Annotated in this window: 19 protein-coding genes and 1 pseudogene; 5 read left to right on the top strand and 15 right to left on the bottom strand. The window is 63.2% G+C overall.

Going from position 1 to position 19,389, the window contains the following annotated elements; translation table 11 throughout:
• Window position 1 precedes the first annotated feature (1 nt).
• Window positions 2-859: a crotonase/enoyl-CoA hydratase family protein gene (locus V1294_RS14375; protein WP_334482819.1), complete on the top strand. Its 858-nt coding sequence runs from the start codon at window positions 2-4 to the stop codon at window positions 857-859.
• Between the two features lie 46 nt (window positions 860-905).
• Here V1294_RS14375 and V1294_RS14380 read toward each other — a convergent pair whose 3' ends face one another.
• The 4 genes from V1294_RS14380 to V1294_RS14395 form a co-directional block, all read right to left on the bottom strand.
• Window positions 906-1,331, bottom strand: a complete 426-nt coding sequence (locus V1294_RS14380; protein WP_334482816.1) for a DUF4399 domain-containing protein — start codon at window positions 1,329-1,331, stop codon at window positions 906-908.
• A gap of 18 nt (window positions 1,332-1,349) precedes the next feature.
• Window positions 1,350-2,912 carry an SUMF1/EgtB/PvdO family nonheme iron enzyme gene (locus V1294_RS14385; protein WP_334489827.1) on the bottom strand — a complete coding sequence of 521 codons (1,563 nt, stop codon included), beginning with the start codon at window positions 2,910-2,912 and terminating at the stop codon, window positions 1,350-1,352.
• A gap of 241 nt (window positions 2,913-3,153) precedes the next feature.
• On the bottom strand, window positions 3,154-3,843 hold the full coding sequence (locus V1294_RS14390; RefSeq protein ID WP_334497949.1) for a hypothetical protein: 690 nt from the start codon (window positions 3,841-3,843) through the stop codon (window positions 3,154-3,156).
• A 125-nt stretch (window positions 3,844-3,968) separates the two neighbouring features.
• Window positions 3,969-5,168, bottom strand: a complete 1,200-nt coding sequence (locus tag V1294_RS14395) for an amidohydrolase family protein (protein WP_108514624.1) — start codon at window positions 5,166-5,168, stop codon at window positions 3,969-3,971.
• 145 nt (window positions 5,169-5,313) lie between these two features.
• On the opposite strand from V1294_RS14395, the gene V1294_RS14400 reads away from it, so the two are divergent.
• On the top strand, window positions 5,314-6,087 hold the full coding sequence (locus V1294_RS14400; protein ID WP_334497950.1) for a ferredoxin--NADP reductase: 774 nt from the start codon (window positions 5,314-5,316) through the stop codon (window positions 6,085-6,087).
• Window positions 6,088-6,106: 19 nt separating this feature from the next.
• Here the strand turns inward: V1294_RS14400 and soxA are convergent, their stop codons facing one another.
• The 11 genes and pseudogenes from soxA to V1294_RS14455 form a co-directional block, all read right to left on the bottom strand.
• Window positions 6,107-6,880 (bottom strand): sulfur oxidation c-type cytochrome SoxA, encoded by a 774-nt coding sequence (soxA, locus tag V1294_RS14405; RefSeq protein ID WP_334497952.1) that lies wholly within the window; start codon window positions 6,878-6,880, stop codon window positions 6,107-6,109.
• The gene (gene soxZ / locus V1294_RS14410) at window positions 6,877-7,197 is read right to left on the bottom strand and encodes a thiosulfate oxidation carrier complex protein SoxZ (RefSeq protein WP_334497954.1); all 321 of its coding nucleotides are present in this window, start codon (window positions 7,195-7,197) and stop codon (window positions 6,877-6,879) included. The genes soxA and soxZ overlap by 4 nt, the downstream gene beginning before the upstream one ends.
• Window positions 7,197-7,676, bottom strand: coding sequence for a SoxY-related AACIE arm protein (locus V1294_RS14415; protein WP_334497956.1), 480 nt, complete (start codon window positions 7,674-7,676; stop codon window positions 7,197-7,199). Before V1294_RS14415 ends, soxZ begins: the two co-directional genes overlap by 1 nt.
• A gap of 9 nt (window positions 7,677-7,685) precedes the next feature.
• Complete coding sequence (gene soxX / locus V1294_RS14420; protein WP_334497958.1) at window positions 7,686-8,123, bottom strand: sulfur oxidation c-type cytochrome SoxX; 438 nt, start codon at window positions 8,121-8,123, stop codon at window positions 7,686-7,688.
• A gap of 13 nt (window positions 8,124-8,136) precedes the next feature.
• Complete coding sequence (locus V1294_RS14425) at window positions 8,137-9,417, bottom strand: FCSD flavin-binding domain-containing protein (RefSeq protein ID WP_334497960.1); 1,281 nt, start codon at window positions 9,415-9,417, stop codon at window positions 8,137-8,139.
• 11 nt (window positions 9,418-9,428) lie between these two features.
• On the bottom strand, window positions 9,429-9,722 hold the full coding sequence (locus tag V1294_RS14430; RefSeq protein ID WP_334497962.1) for a c-type cytochrome: 294 nt from the start codon (window positions 9,720-9,722) through the stop codon (window positions 9,429-9,431).
• A gap of 59 nt (window positions 9,723-9,781) precedes the next feature.
• The gene (locus V1294_RS14435; protein WP_334497963.1) at window positions 9,782-11,968 is read right to left on the bottom strand and encodes a xanthine dehydrogenase family protein molybdopterin-binding subunit; all 2,187 of its coding nucleotides are present in this window, start codon (window positions 11,966-11,968) and stop codon (window positions 9,782-9,784) included.
• A 10-nt stretch (window positions 11,969-11,978) separates the two neighbouring features.
• Window positions 11,979-12,428 (bottom strand): (2Fe-2S)-binding protein, encoded by a 450-nt coding sequence (locus V1294_RS14440; RefSeq protein WP_334482790.1) that lies wholly within the window; start codon window positions 12,426-12,428, stop codon window positions 11,979-11,981.
• Between the two features lie 325 nt (window positions 12,429-12,753).
• A pseudogene (locus V1294_RS14445) lies at window positions 12,754-13,584 on the bottom strand (TRAP transporter substrate-binding protein); the annotation flags it as partial.
• 12 nt (window positions 13,585-13,596) lie between these two features.
• A complete protein-coding gene (locus tag V1294_RS14450) occupies window positions 13,597-13,788 on the bottom strand; it encodes a hypothetical protein (RefSeq protein ID WP_334497964.1) in 192 nt (63 codons plus the stop codon).
• Complete coding sequence (locus V1294_RS14455; RefSeq protein WP_334497965.1) at window positions 13,785-15,182, bottom strand: MFS transporter; 1,398 nt, start codon at window positions 15,180-15,182, stop codon at window positions 13,785-13,787. The genes V1294_RS14450 and V1294_RS14455 overlap by 4 nt, the downstream gene beginning before the upstream one ends.
• A 251-nt stretch (window positions 15,183-15,433) precedes the next feature.
• Here V1294_RS14455 and V1294_RS14460 point away from each other — a divergent pair, with 251 nt between their 5' ends.
• The 3 genes from V1294_RS14460 to V1294_RS14470 are packed head-to-tail and all read left to right on the top strand — an operon-like array spanning window position 15,434 to window position 19,387.
• The gene (locus V1294_RS14460) at window positions 15,434-17,197 is read left to right on the top strand and encodes an ABC transporter permease (protein WP_334497966.1); all 1,764 of its coding nucleotides are present in this window, start codon (window positions 15,434-15,436) and stop codon (window positions 17,195-17,197) included.
• 23 nt (window positions 17,198-17,220) lie between these two features.
• The gene (locus V1294_RS14465) at window positions 17,221-18,255 is read left to right on the top strand and encodes an ABC transporter substrate-binding protein (RefSeq protein ID WP_334497968.1); all 1,035 of its coding nucleotides are present in this window, start codon (window positions 17,221-17,223) and stop codon (window positions 18,253-18,255) included.
• 28 nt (window positions 18,256-18,283) lie between these two features.
• A complete protein-coding gene (locus tag V1294_RS14470) occupies window positions 18,284-19,387 on the top strand; it encodes an ABC transporter ATP-binding protein (RefSeq protein WP_334497970.1) in 1,104 nt (367 codons plus the stop codon).
• Window positions 19,388-19,389 lie beyond the last annotated feature (2 nt).

Consider the following 19,389-nt stretch of genomic DNA (forward strand, 5'->3'; position numbering starts at 1 on the left):
CATGGCCAAAGTCCTCTACGAGCGCGACGGTCGCATCGCCCGCATCACGCTGAACCGGCCGGAAGTCATGAATGCGATCGACGACGAGTTGCCGGACGCGCTGGCGGACGCGGTCGCGCGCGCCGACAACGATCCGGGCGCGCATGTGATCGTGCTTGCGGGGGCGGGCCGAGCGTTCTGCGCCGGATATGACCTGACGGCCTACGCCTCCGGCGACAAGGCCAATCGCTATACGCAGGAAATGCCGTGGGATCCGATGAAGGATTACGCTGCCATGTCCGACAATACCAACAAGTTCATGAGCCTGTTCCGTTCCAAGCGGCCGGTGATCTGCAAGGTGCACGGTTTTGCGGTGGCCGGCGGCTCCGATATCGCACTCTGCTCCGACTTGATCGTGATGGCGGAGGATGCGCGCATCGGCTATCCGCCGGTTCGGGTCTGGGGCTGTCCGACCACCGCCATGTGGGTCTATCGGCTCGGCGCCGAAAAGGCCAAGCGGATGCTGTTCACCGGCGACAAGATCACCGGGGTCGAAGCGGCGGCGCTCGGCCTCGTGCTGAAAGCCGTTCCGGCCGACAGGCTCGACGACGAGGTCGACGCGCTCGCGCACCGGATGGCGACGGTGCCGCAGAACCAGCTCATGATGCAGAAGCTGATGGTCAACCAGGCGCTCTACAACATGGGGCTGATGGGGACGCAAATGATCGCGACCATGTTCGACGGCATTACCCGGCATTCCCCCGAGGGGCTGAACTTCAAGCGGCGGTCGGAGGAGATGGGCTGGAAGCGCGCCGTCGACGAGCGCGACCAAGGTACCTTCGACTGGACCACCAATCAGCCGATCACGCAAAACAGGTAATTCGAAGCGCAGCGATGCGCGATGCAAGTCGGCGGAGAGTTCTGCCCTATTTGACCGTGATGGTAATTTTCTGCGAGACCACCGGAGGAACGTGCGGGTAGTGTTCGGCATCGCCGAGCACGAGCTGAAGCGTGTACTTGCCGGGTGGAAGTTCGATCCGGGCTTCGGTCTGACCCGCCCCAAAATGAAGATGTGACTTGTCTTGCGGGATCGGCTCGTTCGGATTGAGCGGCTCGTTCACATTGACCAGAAGATGATGATGGCCGCTGTTTGGATAATTATCGCCGGCGTGGGTCACGCCCATGTTGCGCAGACCAAAGCGGCACCAAAATCCACCTTTGATGGACGCGCCGTTCTGCGGCCAAACGAAATAGAGAAGGGCATCCTTCGCTGCGGGCTTTCCCTGAGCGCACGCAGCGAACGGCAGGCCAGTGAGCGCTGCTGACAGAGCGATCCACTGCATCACCTTCATGACTGCCTCTCACGCTCCTTAGGGGGATAGTGCGACACGGAACCCGTGGGTGGGATATCGCACGTTGGTGTCATAGCTGCCGCGGCTTGACGTCCGAGCATAGTCTGAGTCTTTCCTCCATGAGCCGGAACGGATCACGTGCGAGGGACATGCATTCTCGACCCACGCTGATCCGTCCGCCGGAGCGCCTTGATAATTTCTGTGCCAGCAGTCTTCGACCCATTGATCGACGCCGCCGCCCATATCGAATAGCCCAAACGGATTTGGCTTCAGGCTGCCGACCTTGACCGGCTGATCGACGGCTGGAATGTCGCTGCAGTTCTTGCAATTGACCATGCCGGGCTGAAGCTGATCGCCCCACCAAAACTTGGTCTGCGTGCCGCCGCGCGCTGCATATTCCCATTCGGCTTCGCTCGGCAGCCGATACGGCTTGCGGGTGGTTTCCGCAAGCCACGCGACATATTGCTTGGCGTCGCTCCAACTCACGTTTGCAACCGGCGCATCGTCCTTTCCGCTCGCCGTGAATCCGCATGCCTTTGCAGCGGCGCATGCGTTCCACTCCCGCACGGAGACGGGAAATTTCCCCATCGCAAACGGCTTGACCGTCACCTGACGGACCGGCTTTTCCGAAGGATCTTCGTTGCTGCCCATCGTGAAGCTGCCACCCCTAAGTGAAACCATCTCGGGCTCTCGAACCGAGGCGGCTGCCTGCGTCGTCGGTGGGGTCTGGGGAGCGGCGGGAGATGCCGACGGCGCTGGCGGCGCCGCCTGTTGTTGAGCTGGCGCAACGGAAGGCGAGGGTTGCGGCGTCGCTCGTTGTTTTGCGGCAGGCGCAGGCGCCTTCGGCGCTTCCGCCGGAGATGAAACAGGAGCCGACGCCTGTTCTGTCGCCTTGCGAGGCTGCCCCAGCATGTACCAGAGAGTGCCGCCCGCAATGATCAGTAATGCAAGAACGAGCAGAAGGGCCAGGATCCTTTCGCGTCGCCTCCGATTCTCGTGCAGTGCGGCTGGGTCGGGAAGCACGCGATAGACCCGCACCGGGTCGGTGATGTTCTTGACATGGCGATCACCGAGCGACTCGTATCCGCAAACCAGCTTGTGCTTTATCTGCTCGTAGATGCCGCCGGAGATATAGACTTCGCCGGGCTGGGCTATGCCTTCAAGCCGCGTGGCGATATTGACGCCGTCGCCGTAAACGTCGTCGGTTTCGATGATGACATCGCCAAGATTGACGCCAATTCGATACTCGATCCAATGATGCTTCGGCAGTGCCGCGTTGCGTCCCACCAGATTTTGTTGAATCACGATGCTGCAGCGGACGGCTTCGACAGGACTATCGAAAATCGCGATGAACCCGTCGCCGGTGGTTTTAACGAGTCTGCCGTGATGTTCCAGGATGCTGGGTTCGATGAGATCGCGCTCGATGCGCTTGACACGGTTGTGCGTGCCTTCTTCGTCGATCTGCATGAGGCGGCTGTAGCCGGAGATATCGCCTGCCACGATGGCCGCAAGGCGGCGCGGCATTGGTTCGCGCGGTGGCGCGCCAAATCGACCTGACTTGATGTCACGAATCTGGGCCATGGCTCGGATTGTTCCAAGAGCTGTAAATGACAGCGTGAGGCAAACAATCTTTCCAGCGGCCAATAGGGTAGCATATTGAGGGTATGTCGCAAGCGAGCGCGCGACGGCCACGAATGCGTGGAACCGTCACTGATAGCGGTCGGACTGATTTCGACCAACCACCGGTATGTATCGATCGGATACTGTGGCACGCTTACCCGCATCGAACGAGCGGGTTTCATTCAACGCTAGCGTGCGTAGCTCAATCCCGTCCCGGCCATTTGGCGCGATAGCGGATTTCGCTGCCGTCGCCGTTGGCTCGCCATGGTCCAAGCTCCGAAGCGTGCGGCGCCTTGGCCGACAGGCCGATGAGGTAAAGCCGGTCGGGCTGGTCTTTGACCTTGATCTCCAATTGCCGGTGCGCGGTGCGGAACGCCAGTTCGACGTCGCCCGCGATCACCGGCCTGTCGCCGTCGCTACGGAACTGGTTGAAGCGGGGCTCACCCGGCATGCGGTTAATGTTGGTCTGCAGTTCGATCGCCATCTCACGGGCGGAGTTCGGCAATGCCGCTCCGGCGGGGAGGCGCACCTCGAAGACGAGAAGCGGATTGGCTGCATTCGGATTAAGCCAGGGCGTCGCCGTCGTGACGGCGTAAACATAGTAGGACGTGCCGGCTGCGATGCAGAGCGCGACGACAACGGCAAGTGCCTTCAGGCTGTTACGGAGAAGTGTGCCGGTATTTTCTCCGCCGCGCAGCCGCGTCGCCAGCGCCGTGCCGAGGACGAGACCCGCGATCGCGCCAAGGGGCGCGAGCAGCAGCAGCGCCAGAATACCCGACGTGATGGGGTCGGCGCGGTTTCCGAAGCCGACCAGCTCCAGGATCAGCAGTGTGGCGATAAAGCCTGCGACCGCACCGACGACCCCGCCGGCGACTTGCAGCGAATTCTTCACGTATCCCTCGATGACCAGAGCCAATAGACTGCCATTAAGGCAGCCCGGCTTTGTCGGGGCTGGCCGGCAATTCGTTCATCACTTTCGAGGCTTAACGTAACTTTTTCAGATACGCCCTGTGCACATCAATGCCCGATGATAATCTCCGGCACCTTTCCGGCCGGCGGCGTATTGCGGCTGCGCTGGGTGCGGACGATGCCGTCGATGATGGTCATGCCGATGCCGGGGAGGTCGCCGAGCTGAACGCTCTCGAGAATATTCTTGCCGGGCGAATGCTGCGCCTTGTCCATCAGGACGAAATCTGCGGAACGTCCGACCTCGATGATGCCGCAATCCAGCTCCCGCATGCGCGCGGTGTTGCCGGTCGCAAGGCAGAAGGCGAGTTCGGCGGGCAGGTCGCCAAGCGAGGACAGCATCGACACCATCCGCAAGATGCCGAGCGGCTGCACGCCGGAGCCGGCCGGTGCGTCGGTGCCGAGAATGACGCGATGCAGGTCACCCATCTCGCGCGCGATGCGCAGCGTGAACAGCGCCGAGCGCTCGTTGCCGTTGTGAACCAGCTCCAGCCCGCGCTTGCAGCCCTCGCAGATGCAGCGGATCTGGTCGTCGGGCAGGGCCGTGTGGCCACCATTGATATGGCCGACTACGTCGGTGTCGGCCTCCAGCACCACGTCCTTGTCGATCAGGCCGGAGCCGGGAATTGACGGCCCGCCGGTGTGGATCGTGCTCTGGATGCCGTATTTGCGCGCCCAGCCGACCATTTTGCGCGCGGTCGGGCCGTCCTTGACGCCGCCCAGGCCCACCTCGCCGAGCAGCTTGACGCCGGCCGCGGCCAACTCCTTGAAGTCGTCTTCCACCATCTCGCATTCGATGACCGGCGCGCCGGCATGAACCTTCACGCCGCCTGGGCGCAGCGTCCAGAATGCGCGCTGCGCAAAAATCGCCATCGCCTTCAGGCCCACGACATCGCGGGGACGGCCGGGCATGTGCACCTCGCCTGCCGAGATCATGGTGGTGACGCCGCCATGGAGATAGCTGTCGATCCAGTTGGTCTGGTTCTGCCGCGGCGTCCAGTCGCCGGCGACGGGATGAACGTGGCTGTCGATCAGGCCGGGCGCGACGGTGGTGCCGTTGGCATCGACCACGGTGGTGGCGCCCTCGGTGTTGACGTCCTTGAAGCGGCCGATCGCGGTGATCTTGCCGTTCTCGGCTACGATCGTGTCGCCGTCCAGGATCGGCTTCTCCAGGGCCCCCGACAGCAGCAGCCCGATATTGCGGATCACCAGCTTGCCCGGGCCGGTCGCCTGGGGTGCATCGTGGGCCATGGTTTTTCCTTTTGGTTCAATGCCTTCGCCGGACATTCTGCCCGGCTTGACGATCGGATCAAGCTGGATTATTCATTCGTATACGAATGATCGTATACAAATGATTTGAGCATCGCAATCGGCCTCCAGCGACGGGATCGGCAAGATGAGCAATTTCAACCAGGAAAGCGTGCTGAGCGTCCATCACTGGACCGACACGCTGTTCAGCTTCACCACCACGCGCGATCCCTCGTTCCGTTTCCGTAACGGCGAGTTCACCATGATCGGATTGAAGGTCGGGGAGAAGCCGTTGCTCCGCGCCTACTCGGTCGCCAGCGCCAATTACGAGGACCGGCTCGAATTCTTCTCGATCAAGGTGCCGGACGGCCCGCTGACCTCACGCCTCCAGCACTTAAAGCAGGGCGACGAGATCATCGTCAGCCGCAAGGCCACCGGCACGCTGGTCATCGACAACCTCAAAGACGGCCGCAACCTCTATTTGATCGGCACCGGCACGGGCTTGGCCCCGTTCCTTTCCGTGATCAAGGATCCCGAGACCTATGAGCGCTTCGAGAAGGTGGTGCTGCTGCACGGCTGTCGCCGCGTCGCCGAACTCGCCTATGGCGAGATGATCACCGAAAAGCTGCCGAACGACGAGTTGATCGGCGAATACATCCGCAACCAGCTGCTCTATTACCCGACCGTGACGCGCGACCCCTTCCGCAACCGCGGCCGTATCACCGATCTCATCAACTCGGGCAAGCTGTTCGCTGACATTGGCCTCGCCTCGCTCGATCCCGCGCATGACCGCGTCATGATCTGCGGCAGCCCGGCGCTGGTGACGGATACGCGTGCGCTATTGACGGGCAGGGGCTTCGTCGAAGGCAATCACGGCGAGGCCGCGCAGTTCGTGGTCGAGAAGGCGTTCGCGGAGCGCTAAGCGCTGACCGCTTGCAAAGTTACGGTCGCACTGCCGGCGTTTCCATCGGCATGCCCCGCGCGCGCGACATCAAGTACAATTCCAACTCGACCAGTTCCGGTGCGCCGTAATCATAGGCCTGCGCCCGGATGCCGGTGATGCAGGCGCGCAGGCGCCGCTGCAGCGATCCCAGCGACTGCCATTCCAGCCGGTAGAGCGGGTAGCCGGTCGGGTGTCCTTGCGTGATTGCGGAACCCGCGAGCCGCTTGTCCCAGTTATCGTCATGGCAATTGGCGCAGCCGAGATTGAGCTGGCCCTGCCGCTGCATGTAGAGCTCGCGTCCTTTGGCTATGAACGGCGCGAGCTGTGGGTCGGTGCCGGTTTCGATTCGCACGCCTTGCGACTGCCGTGCGATGAAGGCCGTGAGCGCCAGCAGCTCGCGGCTCTCGAAAGGCAACGGCGTCGCCTGCTGCTGGCTGGTGCGGCACGAATTGATACGCTGCTCCAGATCGACAGGGCGGCCAGTTGCCTTGTCGAGGGCTGGATAGCGGGCGGCCACGCCCTTCATGCTGGTGCGGGCATCGTCGTGGCAATCGGCGCAGGCCTTGTTGGCAGTGCCAGCCTTGCGCTTCCAAAGCGCCTCGCCGTCGAGCACCCAGAGCATGCCGGGATTGGCGGTATCCTCGTCCTGCATCGCTTTGGTGTCCGGCTTCATGAAGTCGTAGCCGGAGCGGCGTTCGGCTTGCGGGATTTCGGCGGCGGCAACGGCGCCCGCCATCAATAGGGCGGCGGCTATGGCGCCGACACGCCTCATTCGACGGATATCGAGGCGGAAGCGGTTTCGGAAAACCCCTGGTCGCCGGTCCATTCGAACTCGAACTTGCCGCTCTCCGTCGCGGTGGTGAAGAAGGTAATGAAGGGGTTGGCGGCGATTGCCGGAAACAGGTCGGTGCGGAAAATCTCGTTGCCGTTGAAGCGGCACGTAAAGCTCGTGATGATGTTGCGCGGCACGACTTCGCCTGAAGCTTTATGGCGATAGCCGGTTTCCATGATGTGCGACATCAGCGTCTTGATCTCGATAATGTCGCCGCGTTTGGCTTTCGCTGGAACGTTGATCAGTGCCGAGGTCATCAGATCACCTCCTCGGTGCAGGCCGCCAGCGTCACCACGACGTCAACGCTGGCCGACCAGAACGACCCGTCCGAGAGCTTTGCGATCGCCACGATCTTCTGGCTGTCGGCGAGACGGATGCGGGTCGAAACCTGCGCGCGGCCGTTATGCGGACTGAGATGGAAATTGGCGATGTTCGGCTGCGGATTCTTTTCGTTGAAGACATGGATGCTCCGGACATGATCCTCCGGGGCCATCGGGTGCGCGACGGTGACCGTCATCGGTACGGTGTTGCCGTTCTCGACCAGCGGCGGGATGTCGAGCTTGACCTTGCCGGACTGCACCGCCGCGCCGCCGGTGACGTTCTGGATCGCCGACGCCAGCATCGCGGGCGTCGCCTCGGCGGGACGGACAATCACGACCGGGAGCGCGCCGAGCACGGCCGCGCCACCGGCGAGGCCGAGGAACTGGCGGCGTGATGAATTTGGTAGTTGCTGCATCATTGCTTCCTATTCGCGCAAGCTTACGAGATACGCCACGATATCCTCGATCTGTTCGGCCGACAGGATCGGCTTGCCGCGCCACAGCGTCCCGAGGCGATCGAGGCCGTCCACGCGGTAATAGGACGGCATGATGGTCGCGGCATTGAGACGGGACGCGTCCACCAGCCGGAGCCGAAGCTGACCCTCGGACGCGCGGCTGCCGGAACCGGAAAGATCAGGCGCCAGGTCGCCCTGGAATTTCTGTTCGGGAAATGGGCCGCTGTGGCAGAGGATGCAAGTGCTGGAACGTTCGACGACGAGGGCCCGCCCGCGCGCTGCATCGCCGGCCGCGCCCGTAAGTGAAAGCGGAATGGCATCGCCGACGACCGCGTAGCTGCGAAGTTCCTGCGCGGCGGTACCGCCGGGCAGGGCAAGGAGCGCTCCAGCGAGGATCGGAGCCGTCATGCGATGCGTGCGTCTAGCCAAAGACTTCCGCCGTTACGGTCGAAAACCAGGATTGCGCATAGTCGGCCTCGCGCGCGCGGAACTCGCGTGGCGCATCCGCCGGGCTGACGCCGCCGGCACCCTCGACGTCGGCCAGCAGCCCGTTCTTCGGCTGGTAGACGCCGGCGATCGAGATGCCATAGTCCGGGGCCGCCAGGCTGTAGCAGGTATTGATCAGCTTTGGCGTGGCGGGCGATCCGCCTGATAGCAGCGTGGCAATCGCGCGAGCGCAGGCCTTGGCCTGCGCATTGGCCGAGAATGCGGATTTAGGCATGCCGCCGGCGAGGCAGGCATCGCCGACGACATGGATGTTCGGCGCCGATTTGGACTCGAAGGTAACGGGATCGATCGCGCACCAGCCGGTGTTATCGGTCGCGCCGGCGATTGTGGCGATGCGGCCGGCCCGCTGCGGCGGAATGACGTTGGCCACCTGGGCAGTGTGGTTGCCGAAATCGGTGATCAGGGTATTGGTCGCTGGATCCACCGCGTTCACCTTGCCGCCCTGCGACAGCGATACCCATTCTATCATTCCCGGATAGAGCTCCTTCCAGGCATTCTGGAACAGACGCTGTTTGGAGAAGGTGTCCTTGGCGTCGAGGATGAGCAGTTTCGAGCGCGGCTTTTTGCTCTTCAAATAATGCGCAATCAAACAGGCGCGCTCATAAGGCCCCGGCGGGCAGCGAAAGGGATTGGCGGGAGCTGCGATCACCACCAGGCCGCCATCGTCCATGGCCTCAAGCTGCTTGCGCAGCAACAGCGTTTGTTCGCCGGCTTTCCAGGCATGCGGCATCTTCGCGGTGGCGGCTTCGTCATAACCCTGCAGCGCGTCGAAACGCAGATCGACGCCGGGAGACAGCACCAGCCGGTCATAGGTGAGCGAGGTACCGTCGGCGAGCCCGACGGTCCGGGCCGCTGCATTGACGGCCGTTGCCGCCTGCGCCACCACGGTCAAGCCGCTGGCGGCGATCTTGTCATAGCCGAATTGCTGCGCCTCGAGTGAACGCAGTCCGGCAATGACATTGTTGCTGAACGGGCAGGCGGTGAAGGTCCGGTTCGGCTCGACCAGCGTGACCTGTAATTTCGGCTCAATCTGTTTCAGCGCCCGCGCACAGCTCGCGCCGCCAAAGCCGCCGCCGATCACGACCACGCGTGCCGTCGATTGCGCGAACGTCGGCGGCGGAAACGCCGCCGTCGCTGCGGCGCCCGCACCGACGCGGCAGAACTCCCGGCGGCTGATGCGATGCGTGATCTCCATGCCGGCAGCCCTCATTTCTGTGCCGCGAGCCACGCCGCAATCGCGCGCGACTCCTCGTCGGTGAAACCCTTGGCGATCCGGTTCATGACCGTGGCGGGAAGCGAGCCGTCGCGAAATTTGGTCATCGCCGTTGCGATATCGCCGGCGTCGCGGCCATACAGCCGCGAAATCGACGAGGCGGTTGCTCCCGTGGAATGGCAGCCGGAGCAGGACGCCGCGCCGGGCGGCGGGTCGGAAGCCGCAAGCAACGGCTCATACCACGCCGCGACCGTGGCAAGCGCGATGGCGACACGCAACGCTTTCATCGGCAATCTCTCGATGGGGAAAACGGCGGCCCCGGGGGCGAGGCCGCCGTCCGTTATTGTCAGGCGAACGTGATGTTCTGGTCCCGCAGCGGCACCGAACGGATGCGTTTGCCGGTGGCCGCGAAATAGGCGTTGAGCACCGCGGGTGCAGCGACACCGATGGTCGGCTCGCCGACGCCGCCCCAGAAGCCGCCGCTCGGCACCATCACGCATTCCACCTTCGGCATCTCCGCAATCCGCATCGAGTTGTAGGTGTCGAAGTTGGTTTGCTCGATCTTGCCGTCCTTCACCGTGCAGCCGCCATAGAACAGGGCGGACAGGCCATAGACAAAGGAGCCCGCGATCTGCCGCTCGACCTGCGCCGGGTTGACGACGTAGCCCGGATCGGTCGAGGCGACGATGCGATGCACCTTGATCTTGCTGCCTTCGGTGACGGAGATTTCGGCGGCGCCCGCGACATAGCTGCCATAGCCCATCACCTGCGCAATCCCGCGATAGACGCCTTGCGGCGCGGGCTTGCCCCAGCCGATCTTCTCGGCCACGGCGTTGAGCACGGCAAGGTGCTTCGGATGCTTGCTCATCAGCTTGCGACGGAATTCCACCGGATCCTGGCCGACCGACTGCGCCAGCTCATCCATGAAGCATTCCATATAGATCGCGTTCTGGTTCACGTTCACGCCGCGCCAGAAACCGGGCGGGACGTGGGGATTGCGCATGGAATGCTCAACCAGCAGATTCGGCACGGAGTAGCCGATCGCCGCGTCGCCGGAAGGACTCAGGCCCTGGAATGCGGCCGTATCCATGCCGTTTACCAGCGCCGCCGGACGCACCGTGTACAGGATCGATTGACCGGACAATCTGACGTGCAGCGCCGTGAGATTGTTGTCGGCATCGAAGGCCCCGGTCATTTTGCATTGCGTGACCGGATGAAACTTGCCTTGCGCCATGTCCTCTTCGCGCGACCACAGCAGCTTGACGGGTGTGCCCGGCATCTGCTTGGCGATCAGAACTGCCTGCCGGACGTAATCGGTCATGCCGCGCCGGCCAAAGCCACCGCCGAGGATGAGCTTGTGCACCTCGCACTTTTCGGCCGGCAACCCCGACGCTTCCAGCGTGGCGGCAAATGCCGCTTCGCCGTTCTGCGTACCGCACCAGACCTCGCATTTGTCCGGCGTATAGAGCGCCGTGGCGTTCATCGGCTCCATGGTCGCATGGTTCTGGTAGGGATAGTTGTAGACCGCCTCGACTTTCTTGACGGCGCCGGCAATCGCGGCCTTGGCGTCGCCGTTCTGGTTGCCGATATAGGCCGGCTGGGAATTATCGAGGCCTTCGGCCAGCCATTTGGCGATCGACTCGCTGGAGACTTTGGCGTTCTCGCCTTCGTCCCAGACGATAGGTAGCGCGTCGAGCGCGGTCTTGGCGTGCCACCAGGTATCGGCAACGACGGCGACACTGCTGTCGCTGACGCGCACGACCTTCTTGACGCCCTTCATGCCCATGACTTTGGCTTCGTCAAAACTCTTCAGCTTGCCGCCGAAGACGGGACAATCCTTGATCGCAGCATTGAGCATGCCGGGCAGCTTGACGTCGGCGCCGTAGATCATCGCACCCGTCGTCTTGTCGACGGTGTCGAGCCGCTTGACGCCCTTGCCAATGATCTTCCAGTCCTTCGGATCCTTCAGCTTCACCTCGGCCGGCGGCTCGAGCTTCGCGGCGGCTTCAACCACCTTGCCGTAGGTCGTGGTCTTGCCGGACGGCGTGTGGGTGATGACGCTGTTGGCCGCGGTGCAGTCCGAGGCCGGCACCTTCCACTCGTTGGCGGCGGCCTGCACCAGCATCATCCGCGCGGTGGCGCCGCCCTTGCGGACATAGTCCTGGCTGGAGCGGATGCCGCGGCTGCCGCCGGTCGAGAAGTCGCCCCAGGCGCGCTTGCGTGCGACACTTTGACCCGGCGTCGGATATTCGGTGACGACCTTCGACCAGTCGCATTCGAGTTCTTCAGCGACGAGCTGAGCGAGGCCGGTGAGGGAGCCCTGTCCCATCTCCGAGCGGGCGATGCGAATCACGGTGGTATCGTCGGGGCGGATCACCACCCAGACATTGACTTCCGGCGAGCCGTCGGCGGCGCGAACCACGGTCGGTCCGCCGAAGGGAATATCGAGGCCGATCGCGAGGCCGGCGCCGGCGGCAGCCGTGCCGATCACAAAGCCGCGGCGAGTGAGTTTGGGCATGACGTGCTTGTTCATGGTGTCCCCCTCAAGCGTTCGCGGCGGCGTGGATCGCCTCGCGGACCTGTTGGAAGGTCCCGCATCGGCAGATATTGGTGATGGCCTCGTTGATGTCCTCGTCGGTCGGCTTCGGCTTCTCCTTGAGAAGGGCGGCAACCGCCATGATCATGCCGCTCTGGCAATAGCCGCATTGCGGCACGTCGTTCGCCACCCAGGCCTGCTGCACTTTGTGCAGGGCGCCGTTGCTGGCGAGCCCTTCTATCGTGGTGATCTGCTTTCCGGCTGCTTCGCTGACCGTCATGCCGCAGGAGCGCATCGCGACTCCATCTACATGCACGGTGCAGGCACCGCATAGTGCGATGCCGCACCCGTATTTGGTGCCGGTCAGTCCAACATTTTCCCTGATCGCCCAAAGCAGTGGCGTGTCGTCTTCGACGTCCACATTGATTGTTTTGCCGTTAATTGTGAGGTTTGCCATCGCGTATCCCCTGTTCGTCTGACCCATCGGTCGAGACTCGGCGCAATCTGGCCTGCAACCTGGAATCGTTCAAATCAAGAAAATGCGTGGTTACGGTAGGGAAGAAAGCCGATCCGCCGGTGTTGCGTGTGCTCGTCGCATGGCTGTCATGTCCATTCTGCATCCACGGCCAGACGCAGGAAACCCATCAGGCTCCCAAGCGCGGCAAATCCCCGCACCGAGCATCAGCGCCACCGTCGCGCCGTCGTGACCGGCGATGGCAAAGCAACAGGGCCGTGAGCGCTGCACCGCAATCTCGAAATCGCTGGCGCCGTCGTCCAAACCGCTATGGTTTGCCGCCCTTGAAGGCGTCGAGAATCTCGGCGCAGACGGCCCCCGACCGGGTGCACCAGGCACGCTGCGCCGCCGCCGCTCCCGTTCGCAGCGCTTCAATGATCAACGGCTCGGGATTTGAATCGATCGTGACGCCGTTCTGGCGCATGCGTTGATAGTTCTCATCCAGCCGGGTCGACAAAGCGAGCCACAATTCGCTCTCGGTTTGACGGCTGGCGGCATCGACCGCGGCTCGCATGTCCGGGCTCAAACCGTCATAGGCCGCCTGATTGACGCTCGCGATCGAAAGCGGCAGCGAATAGGTGATTTTGCTGAAACGGGGCAGATATTCCCAAAGCTTGCGGCCAGCGCCGCCGTCTCCCGACGACAACACCGCATTGATGCTGCCATCGACCAGTTTCGGCATCGTGTCCGCGAAACTGATCGATGCGGCCTTGGCGCCGACGTTTAGGAATACTTCGGTTGAGGTCCTGTCATAGGTGCGAATGGCAAGCTCCGCGAGGTCGGGCGGTGACGTCAGCGCCGTCTTCGACCAAATGCCTGAGGGCGGCCAGGGCGTCAGATAAAGCAGCCGCAGGCCTTTCTTCTGCAGCGCCGCCGCAAGATGCGGCCGCGCGATGTCGGCAAGGCGCTTGGCGTCGGCGGTCGACGTCACCAGAAACGGCAGCGAGGGTAGCGCAAAGATCGGGTCTTCGGCCTCGAGCGCGCCGGCGAACGCATCGCCGGCCTGCACCCGGCCTTCCGCAATCGCGGCGAGCATGCCGGCCGATTTGATGCCGGCCTTGGCATCGAAGCTCGGCCTGATCTCGAGTTTGCCTGCGCTGGATTCGGCGACCTATTTTGTGAAGGCCGTCAGGCCAACGCCCGGCATCGCGTTTTGCGGGTATTCCGTTGGCATGTCCCAGACGGTCTGGGCTTGAAGGGCGGCCGGAAACAGCAAGAGACACGCGCCGGCCAGCATACTGAGAAGTCGCAACTCGTCCCCAAACCCATCGCGTCGGCCCGATCGCCGGGCGATGACGGTCATGTACTATGCGGAGCACCCACGGCCAAACGCAGGAAACTCATCACGCTGCCGAGTGCAGCAAACCCGGCGCCGAGTGCCAATGCAAGCGTCGCGCCATCATGGCCGGCGAGGGCAAAGCACAGGGCCGCGAGCGCAGCGCCCAGGGTTTGTCCGGTCAGGCGTGCGGTGGCGACAATGCCGCTCGCGCTTCCACTGCGGTGTGGCGGCGCGCTCGACATCAGTGCTCGCAAATTGGGCGTTTGGAAGAATCCGAATCCGATCCCGCAAATCACGGTGCGCCAGACGATGTTGGCAATGCCGGGATCCGGTGGCAGCGTTGCGAGCAGCGCCATGCCAATGCCGAGCAGCACCAGCCCGATGCCGCCGAGGATGCCGACGGGATAGCGGTCCGACAGCCGGCCTCCGATCGGCGCCATGATCGCCACCACCAGCGGCCAGGGCGTCATGAAGAAGCCGGTCTCAACCTGGGACCGGTGCAGCACGTCCTCGAAGTAGAAGGGCAGCGAGACGAAGGCCAATCCCTGTACCGCGAACGTACAGACCGAAGTGGCCGCCGACAGCGCGAACATAGGTCGTCGAAACAGATCAATCGGCAACATCGGTGCCGGATGGTTCGCATCTCTGCGGGTCATCATCCATCCGAGCAGCAATGCAGCGCCAAGCTCCAGTCCGACCAGGGCGGGATGGGCCTGATGCGCCGCGCTGCCGATGCCGATAATGAAGAGCCCGAGGCAGCTTGCGGTCAGCGCCGCGCTCGCAAAATCGAACGCGTGCTTCGCGCGCGGTGTTTTCGGCAAGGTCTTCAGGCCGATCCAGATCGCGATCACGCCGAAGGGGATGTTGATGGCAAACAGCCACGGCCATGTTCCGATCGCAAGGATTGCGGAGGCAATGGTCGGCCCGAACGTGAACGCCGTTCCGACCACCAGCGCGTTGTGGCCGAAGCCGCGGCCGAGCATATGGGTCGGGTAGACGAAGCGGACCAGCGCCGCATTTACGCTCATGATGCCGCTGGCGCCTAACCCCTGCAGCGCGCGTGCCGCCGTCAGGCCGGGCAACGACCACGCGAAGGCGCAACCGAGCGAGGCCAGCGTGAACAGCAATAGGCCGCCGAGATAGACCCGCCGATGGCCGACGATTTCGCCGAGCGCGCCGAGCGGCAGCAGCGTCGCAACCAGGGCGATCTGATAGATGTTGACCACCCAGACCACGTCGGCCGGGCTGACATGGAGGTCGGCCGCGATGGCGGGAAGGGCCACGTTGGCGATCGCCGTATCCAGCGAGGCCATCGCCAGCGCAGTAAAGATCGCCGCGACCGCCCAACGCCGGAGTTTCGGGGGCAGGCCGTCGATTGGCGCGGGGGCGGGCGGCTTTGCGGTCGTATCCAGTGACATCAGGTCGGGCTCTCCACGCCGGGGGGCGGTCGCGCCCGCTGCGGCGTGTACTACGGACGCGGCACAAGCCACAGGCACACCGCTGCATGATGCGTATGCGAAGCGATGGCGGATCTGAAAAAAGGTCCTCCGCGCCATATCCGCGCGCCGACTTTCGGATACCTTTCCGCGCGCCGCGCGATCGACTAGGCTTCCCGCGCATCGCGACCGCAATTCCATAAAAAGACGGTCGGCGGCGAGGGGAAAACGCGTTGAACGGACAGACGAGCCGGCGCAGCGAAGTCATGCATAGCGCCAGTGAGGGGCAACGCGCGTGGGCCGGCTTGTGGGTCACGCTCCTGCTGGCGATCCTCGGCTTTCTGGTTATCTATCCGATCCTGATGCTGCTGCTCGGCGCGCTCACCGACACCAATCCGGTGGTCGAGGGCATCTCGCTCGGTCACCTCTCGGTCATCAACTTCCTCACCGTGCTTGCGAACCCGAATGTCGCGGAGGCGTTGGCGAATACGTTGATCGCTTGCGGCGGCGGCACCCTGATCGCGGTTGTGATCGGATTGTTGTTTTCCTGGATCGTCGTTCGCACCAATACGCCGTTCAAGGGGGTTATCGCGGCAGCGAGCATCCTGCCGTTGTTCGCGCCGCCGCTGGTCGCGGGCGTCGCATGGGCGATCCTCGGTTCGCCAAAGACCGGCCTGATCAACACCATGTTCAAATGGATCGGGCTCGACTGGCGTGTCGATTTCTATTCGATGTGGGGCCTGGTGTTCGTGTTCGGCATCTACTACGCGCCCTATGTCTACATGTTCACCGCTTCGGCGCTGCGCAACATGGACCCCAGCCTGGAAGAGGCCGCCGAGATTTCCGGCGCTAGCGCGTTTGCGACACTGTTCACGGTGACGTTTCCGCTGATCATGCCGGCGATCGTCTCGGGAATGCTGCTGTCGTTCATCGTCATGCTCGGCATCTACGGCATCCCCGCGGTGCTGGGCGCGCCGACCAACCTTGCCGTGCTGACCACCTACATATTCAAGCTCACCAACTGGTCGCCGCCGCTCTACAATACGGCCGCCGCGGTTGCGATCATTTTGATGGTCGTCACCGGCCTGCTCGTGTTCCTGCAGCAGAAAGTGCTGAGCGGCCGCAGCTACACCACCGTCGCCGGCAAGGCATTCCGTCCGCGCAGCCTGGATCTCGGGCGCTGGCGCTGGTTCACCTTCGGCCTCGGCATCGTCTATCTCCTGATCGTGGTCGTGCTGCCGTCGCTCGCGCTGATAGTCGCAGCGTTCCGCAAATTCATGTTCATCCGCGACGTCGCCAGCCTGTTCGATGCCAGGCAGTATTCCCTGATGCATTTTCAGAGCATCTTCGACAATCCGCTGACCATGCGCTCGATCTATAACTCGGTCGAGGTCGGCATCATCACCGCCGTGGTCGGCGGCGCGCTCGCCTTCGCCATCGGCTACACCATTCACCGCACCCAGGTGACGGGCCGGCGCTGGATCGACGTGATATCGACCCTGCCGGTCGCGATTCCCGGCCTCGTGGTCGGCGTCGCCTATCTCTGGGCATGGATCGGCATTCCGGGCGGGCTCTACGGCACGATCTGGATCCTGGCGCTAGCGTTCATCGCGCGCTTCATGCCGGACACGGTCAAGGCGTTGTCGACCTCATTCCTGCAGATTCATCGCGAGCTCGAGGAAGCCGCCTGGGTCTGCGGCAAGGGCATGCTCGGCACCATCAGGACGATCGTGCTGCCGCTGGCGCGGCCGGGCGTGGTCGCCTCGATGACGCTGTTGTTCGTGCTGGCGATCCGCGAACTCGGCTCGTCGCTGTTCCTCTACACCAGCAACACCATGGTGATGTCGGTGCTGTTGCTCGACTATTACGAAGGCGGAAACCTTGGAAAGACCGCCGCGTTCAGCCTGGTGCAAACCGTTCTGCTCGGCGTTCTCATCGGCGGCGCCAACTGGCTGTCGCGCGGTGCGGCGCAGGGCAGTGTCGCCCGAACCGGATAACAAGACGAAGGGGAGGATTGGCTATGACTGGAAGGATTTTCACCAACCTTGCCGCAATCGCCGGCATCACCGGTCTTGCGCTGACTTGGAGCGCTGCGGCACAGGCGCAGGAGTTCGGCTCGCCCGAATTGATTGCCGCCGCGAAGGCCGAGGGCAAGCTGGTGTTCTACACCGCGAATTTCGCCGAAGTGGAACAGCAGGTCATCAAGGCGTTCAACAAGCGCTTCCCCGAGATCAAGGTCGAGATGGTACGCGCGCCGGGCGGACAGCTCATCACGCGCGTGAAGACCGAGGCCGCGGCCGGCAAATTGATCGCCGACGTGGTCGATCACTCGGACCGCGCGCTGATGCAGCCGATGGCGGACATGTTCCAGGATTACGCACCACCGAACGCGGCCGACTACAATCCCGACGCGCAGATCGCGCCCCAGCTCTGGCCGCGCGCTACGCTGGTATGGTCGATCGCCTACAACACCGAACTGGTCAAGAACCCGCCCAAGGCCTGGATGGACCTCACCAAGCCCGAATACAACAAATTGACCGGGCAGGTGATTGCGCCATCAGGCGGCACCACATGGACGCGGGTGATGTTCGAACGGCAAGTGCTCGGCGAAGATTATTGGGCCAAGCAAGCGGCAACCCGTCCGGTGCTGTATCCATCGGGCGCGCCGATGTCGGATTCGCTGGTTCGCGGCGAAATCGCCATGGGGCCTTTGCTCTACAACGCGATCTATCCAAAGCAGAAGGACGGCGCGCCGATCCAGATCTTCTTTCCGCCGGAAGGCGCGCCGGTCAATCCTTATGCCACGGGCATTCCGAAGACGGCCGCGCATCCCAATGCTGCAAAACTGTTTCTGAACTGGTGCCTGTCGAAGGAGGGGCAGACGTTCATGATCAAGGAACTCGGCAACCTCACATCGCTGAAGGTGCCGCCGGCCTATCCGGAAGGCTTTGATCCCAAAGTCGTCAAGGTGTGGTTTCCCAAATTCGACGAGTATGTGAAGCTCCACACGGCCTGGGTGGCCGAGTGGAATAAGACCTACGGTTACGGGCAATGATCGTCGCATCAGGGAAATCATTGAACCGATGACGGCAACCCTCGAAGTCACCGACCTGCGCAAGCAGTTTTCGATCGGCCGGCCGGCGATCGACGGCGTCAGTTTTGCCGTGCCGGCCGGCGAGATCGTGGTCCTGCTCGGCCCCTCCGGCTGCGGCAAGACCACGACGCTGCGCTGTGTTGCGGGGCTTGAGCATCCGACATCGGGCGAGATCAGCATCGCCGGCAAGGTCGTATCGTCGCCCGAACGCGGCATTCTGGTTCCGCCGCGTTTGCGCGAGCTCGGCATGGTGTTTCAGTCCTATGCAGTATGGCCGCATATGACTGTGCGGCAGAACGTGGTCTATCCGCTCAAGCACCGAAAGTTTTCGCGCGCCGACGCCCGCCGCAAGGTCAACGAGGCGCTCGAACTGGTCGGGCTGTCGGAATATGCCGAACGGCCGGCGGTCGCATTATCAGGCGGCCAGATGCAGCGCGTGGCGCTGGCGCGCAGCATCGTCTACCGGCCGCAATTGCTGCTGCTCGACGAGCCCTTGTCGAACCTCGATGCCAAGCTGCGCCTGCGGCTGCGCGACGATCTTCGCGTCATCCTCAAGCAGACCGGGATGACGGCGCTGTATGTCACCCATGACCAGGCCGAAGCGGTCGTGCTGGGTGACCGCATCGGCGTGATGCGCGACGGCAAGCTGTTGCAGATGGATACGCCTGACGCGATCTATAACCGTCCAGCGGACTTGTTCGTCGCCAATTTCACCGGCGCGACCAACGAACTGGCGGGTACGCTGGTGTCGCGCAACGGCGCGTTCGGCACGGTCGATTTTGGCGAGGGACGACGGGGCGAGGTGGCTTTGCTGCATGCACTCGGCCCAGATGAGAAGGTGCGTATCGCGCTGCGACCGGAAAACATCACCATCGGCCAGCATAACGGCGCCAATATCTTTCCCGCCCGCGTCCTCGACCGCCGTTATCAGGGCACGCAGACGGCCTATGGCATCGAGCTGTTCGGCCGGCGGCTGGAGGTGGTTGAACTCGGCACCGCGGCCCGGCATCAGGTGGGCGTCGAGACCCAGGTTTCACTGCCGAAGGAGAGTTGCTGGGCCTATCGCGATACCGGACCTGTGGCGTATGAGTAACG

This window comes from Bradyrhizobium sp. AZCC 1678 (assembly GCF_036924765.1).
Lineage (GTDB): Bacteria > Pseudomonadota > Alphaproteobacteria > Rhizobiales > Xanthobacteraceae > Bradyrhizobium > Bradyrhizobium algeriense.

What these genes read in the sequence shown, in the direction of transcription:
- V1294_RS14375 (WP_334482819.1), top strand. Translation starts at nt 2, where the DNA reads ATGGCCAAAGTCCTCTACGAGCGCGACGGTCGCATCGCCCGCATCACG.
- V1294_RS14380 (WP_334482816.1), bottom strand. Translation starts at nt 1,331, where the DNA reads ATGAAGGTGATGCAGTGGATCGCTCTGTCAGCAGCGCTCACTGGCCTG.
- V1294_RS14385 (WP_334489827.1), bottom strand. Translation starts at nt 2,912, where the DNA reads ATGGCCCAGATTCGTGACATCAAGTCAGGTCGATTTGGCGCGCCACCG.
- V1294_RS14395 (WP_108514624.1), bottom strand. Translation starts at nt 5,168, where the DNA reads ATGGCCCACGATGCACCCCAGGCGACCGGCCCGGGCAAGCTGGTGATC.
- V1294_RS14400 (WP_334497950.1), top strand. Translation starts at nt 5,314, where the DNA reads ATGAGCAATTTCAACCAGGAAAGCGTGCTGAGCGTCCATCACTGGACC.
- soxA (WP_334497952.1), bottom strand. Translation starts at nt 6,880, where the DNA reads ATGAGGCGTGTCGGCGCCATAGCCGCCGCCCTATTGATGGCGGGCGCC.
- soxZ (WP_334497954.1), bottom strand. Translation starts at nt 7,197, where the DNA reads ATGACCTCGGCACTGATCAACGTTCCAGCGAAAGCCAAACGCGGCGAC.
- V1294_RS14415 (WP_334497956.1), bottom strand. Translation starts at nt 7,676, where the DNA reads ATGCAGCAACTACCAAATTCATCACGCCGCCAGTTCCTCGGCCTCGCC.
- soxX (WP_334497958.1), bottom strand. Translation starts at nt 8,123, where the DNA reads ATGACGGCTCCGATCCTCGCTGGAGCGCTCCTTGCCCTGCCCGGCGGT.
- V1294_RS14425 (WP_334497960.1), bottom strand. Translation starts at nt 9,417, where the DNA reads ATGGAGATCACGCATCGCATCAGCCGCCGGGAGTTCTGCCGCGTCGGT.
- V1294_RS14430 (WP_334497962.1), bottom strand. Translation starts at nt 9,722, where the DNA reads ATGAAAGCGTTGCGTGTCGCCATCGCGCTTGCCACGGTCGCGGCGTGG.
- V1294_RS14435 (WP_334497963.1), bottom strand. Translation starts at nt 11,968, where the DNA reads ATGAACAAGCACGTCATGCCCAAACTCACTCGCCGCGGCTTTGTGATC.
- V1294_RS14440 (WP_334482790.1), bottom strand. Translation starts at nt 12,428, where the DNA reads ATGGCAAACCTCACAATTAACGGCAAAACAATCAATGTGGACGTCGAA.
- V1294_RS14450 (WP_334497964.1), bottom strand. Translation starts at nt 13,788, where the DNA reads ATGACCGTCATCGCCCGGCGATCGGGCCGACGCGATGGGTTTGGGGAC.
- V1294_RS14455 (WP_334497965.1), bottom strand. Translation starts at nt 15,182, where the DNA reads ATGTCACTGGATACGACCGCAAAGCCGCCCGCCCCCGCGCCAATCGAC.
- V1294_RS14465 (WP_334497968.1), top strand. Translation starts at nt 17,221, where the DNA reads ATGACTGGAAGGATTTTCACCAACCTTGCCGCAATCGCCGGCATCACC.
- V1294_RS14470 (WP_334497970.1), top strand. Translation starts at nt 18,284, where the DNA reads ATGACGGCAACCCTCGAAGTCACCGACCTGCGCAAGCAGTTTTCGATC.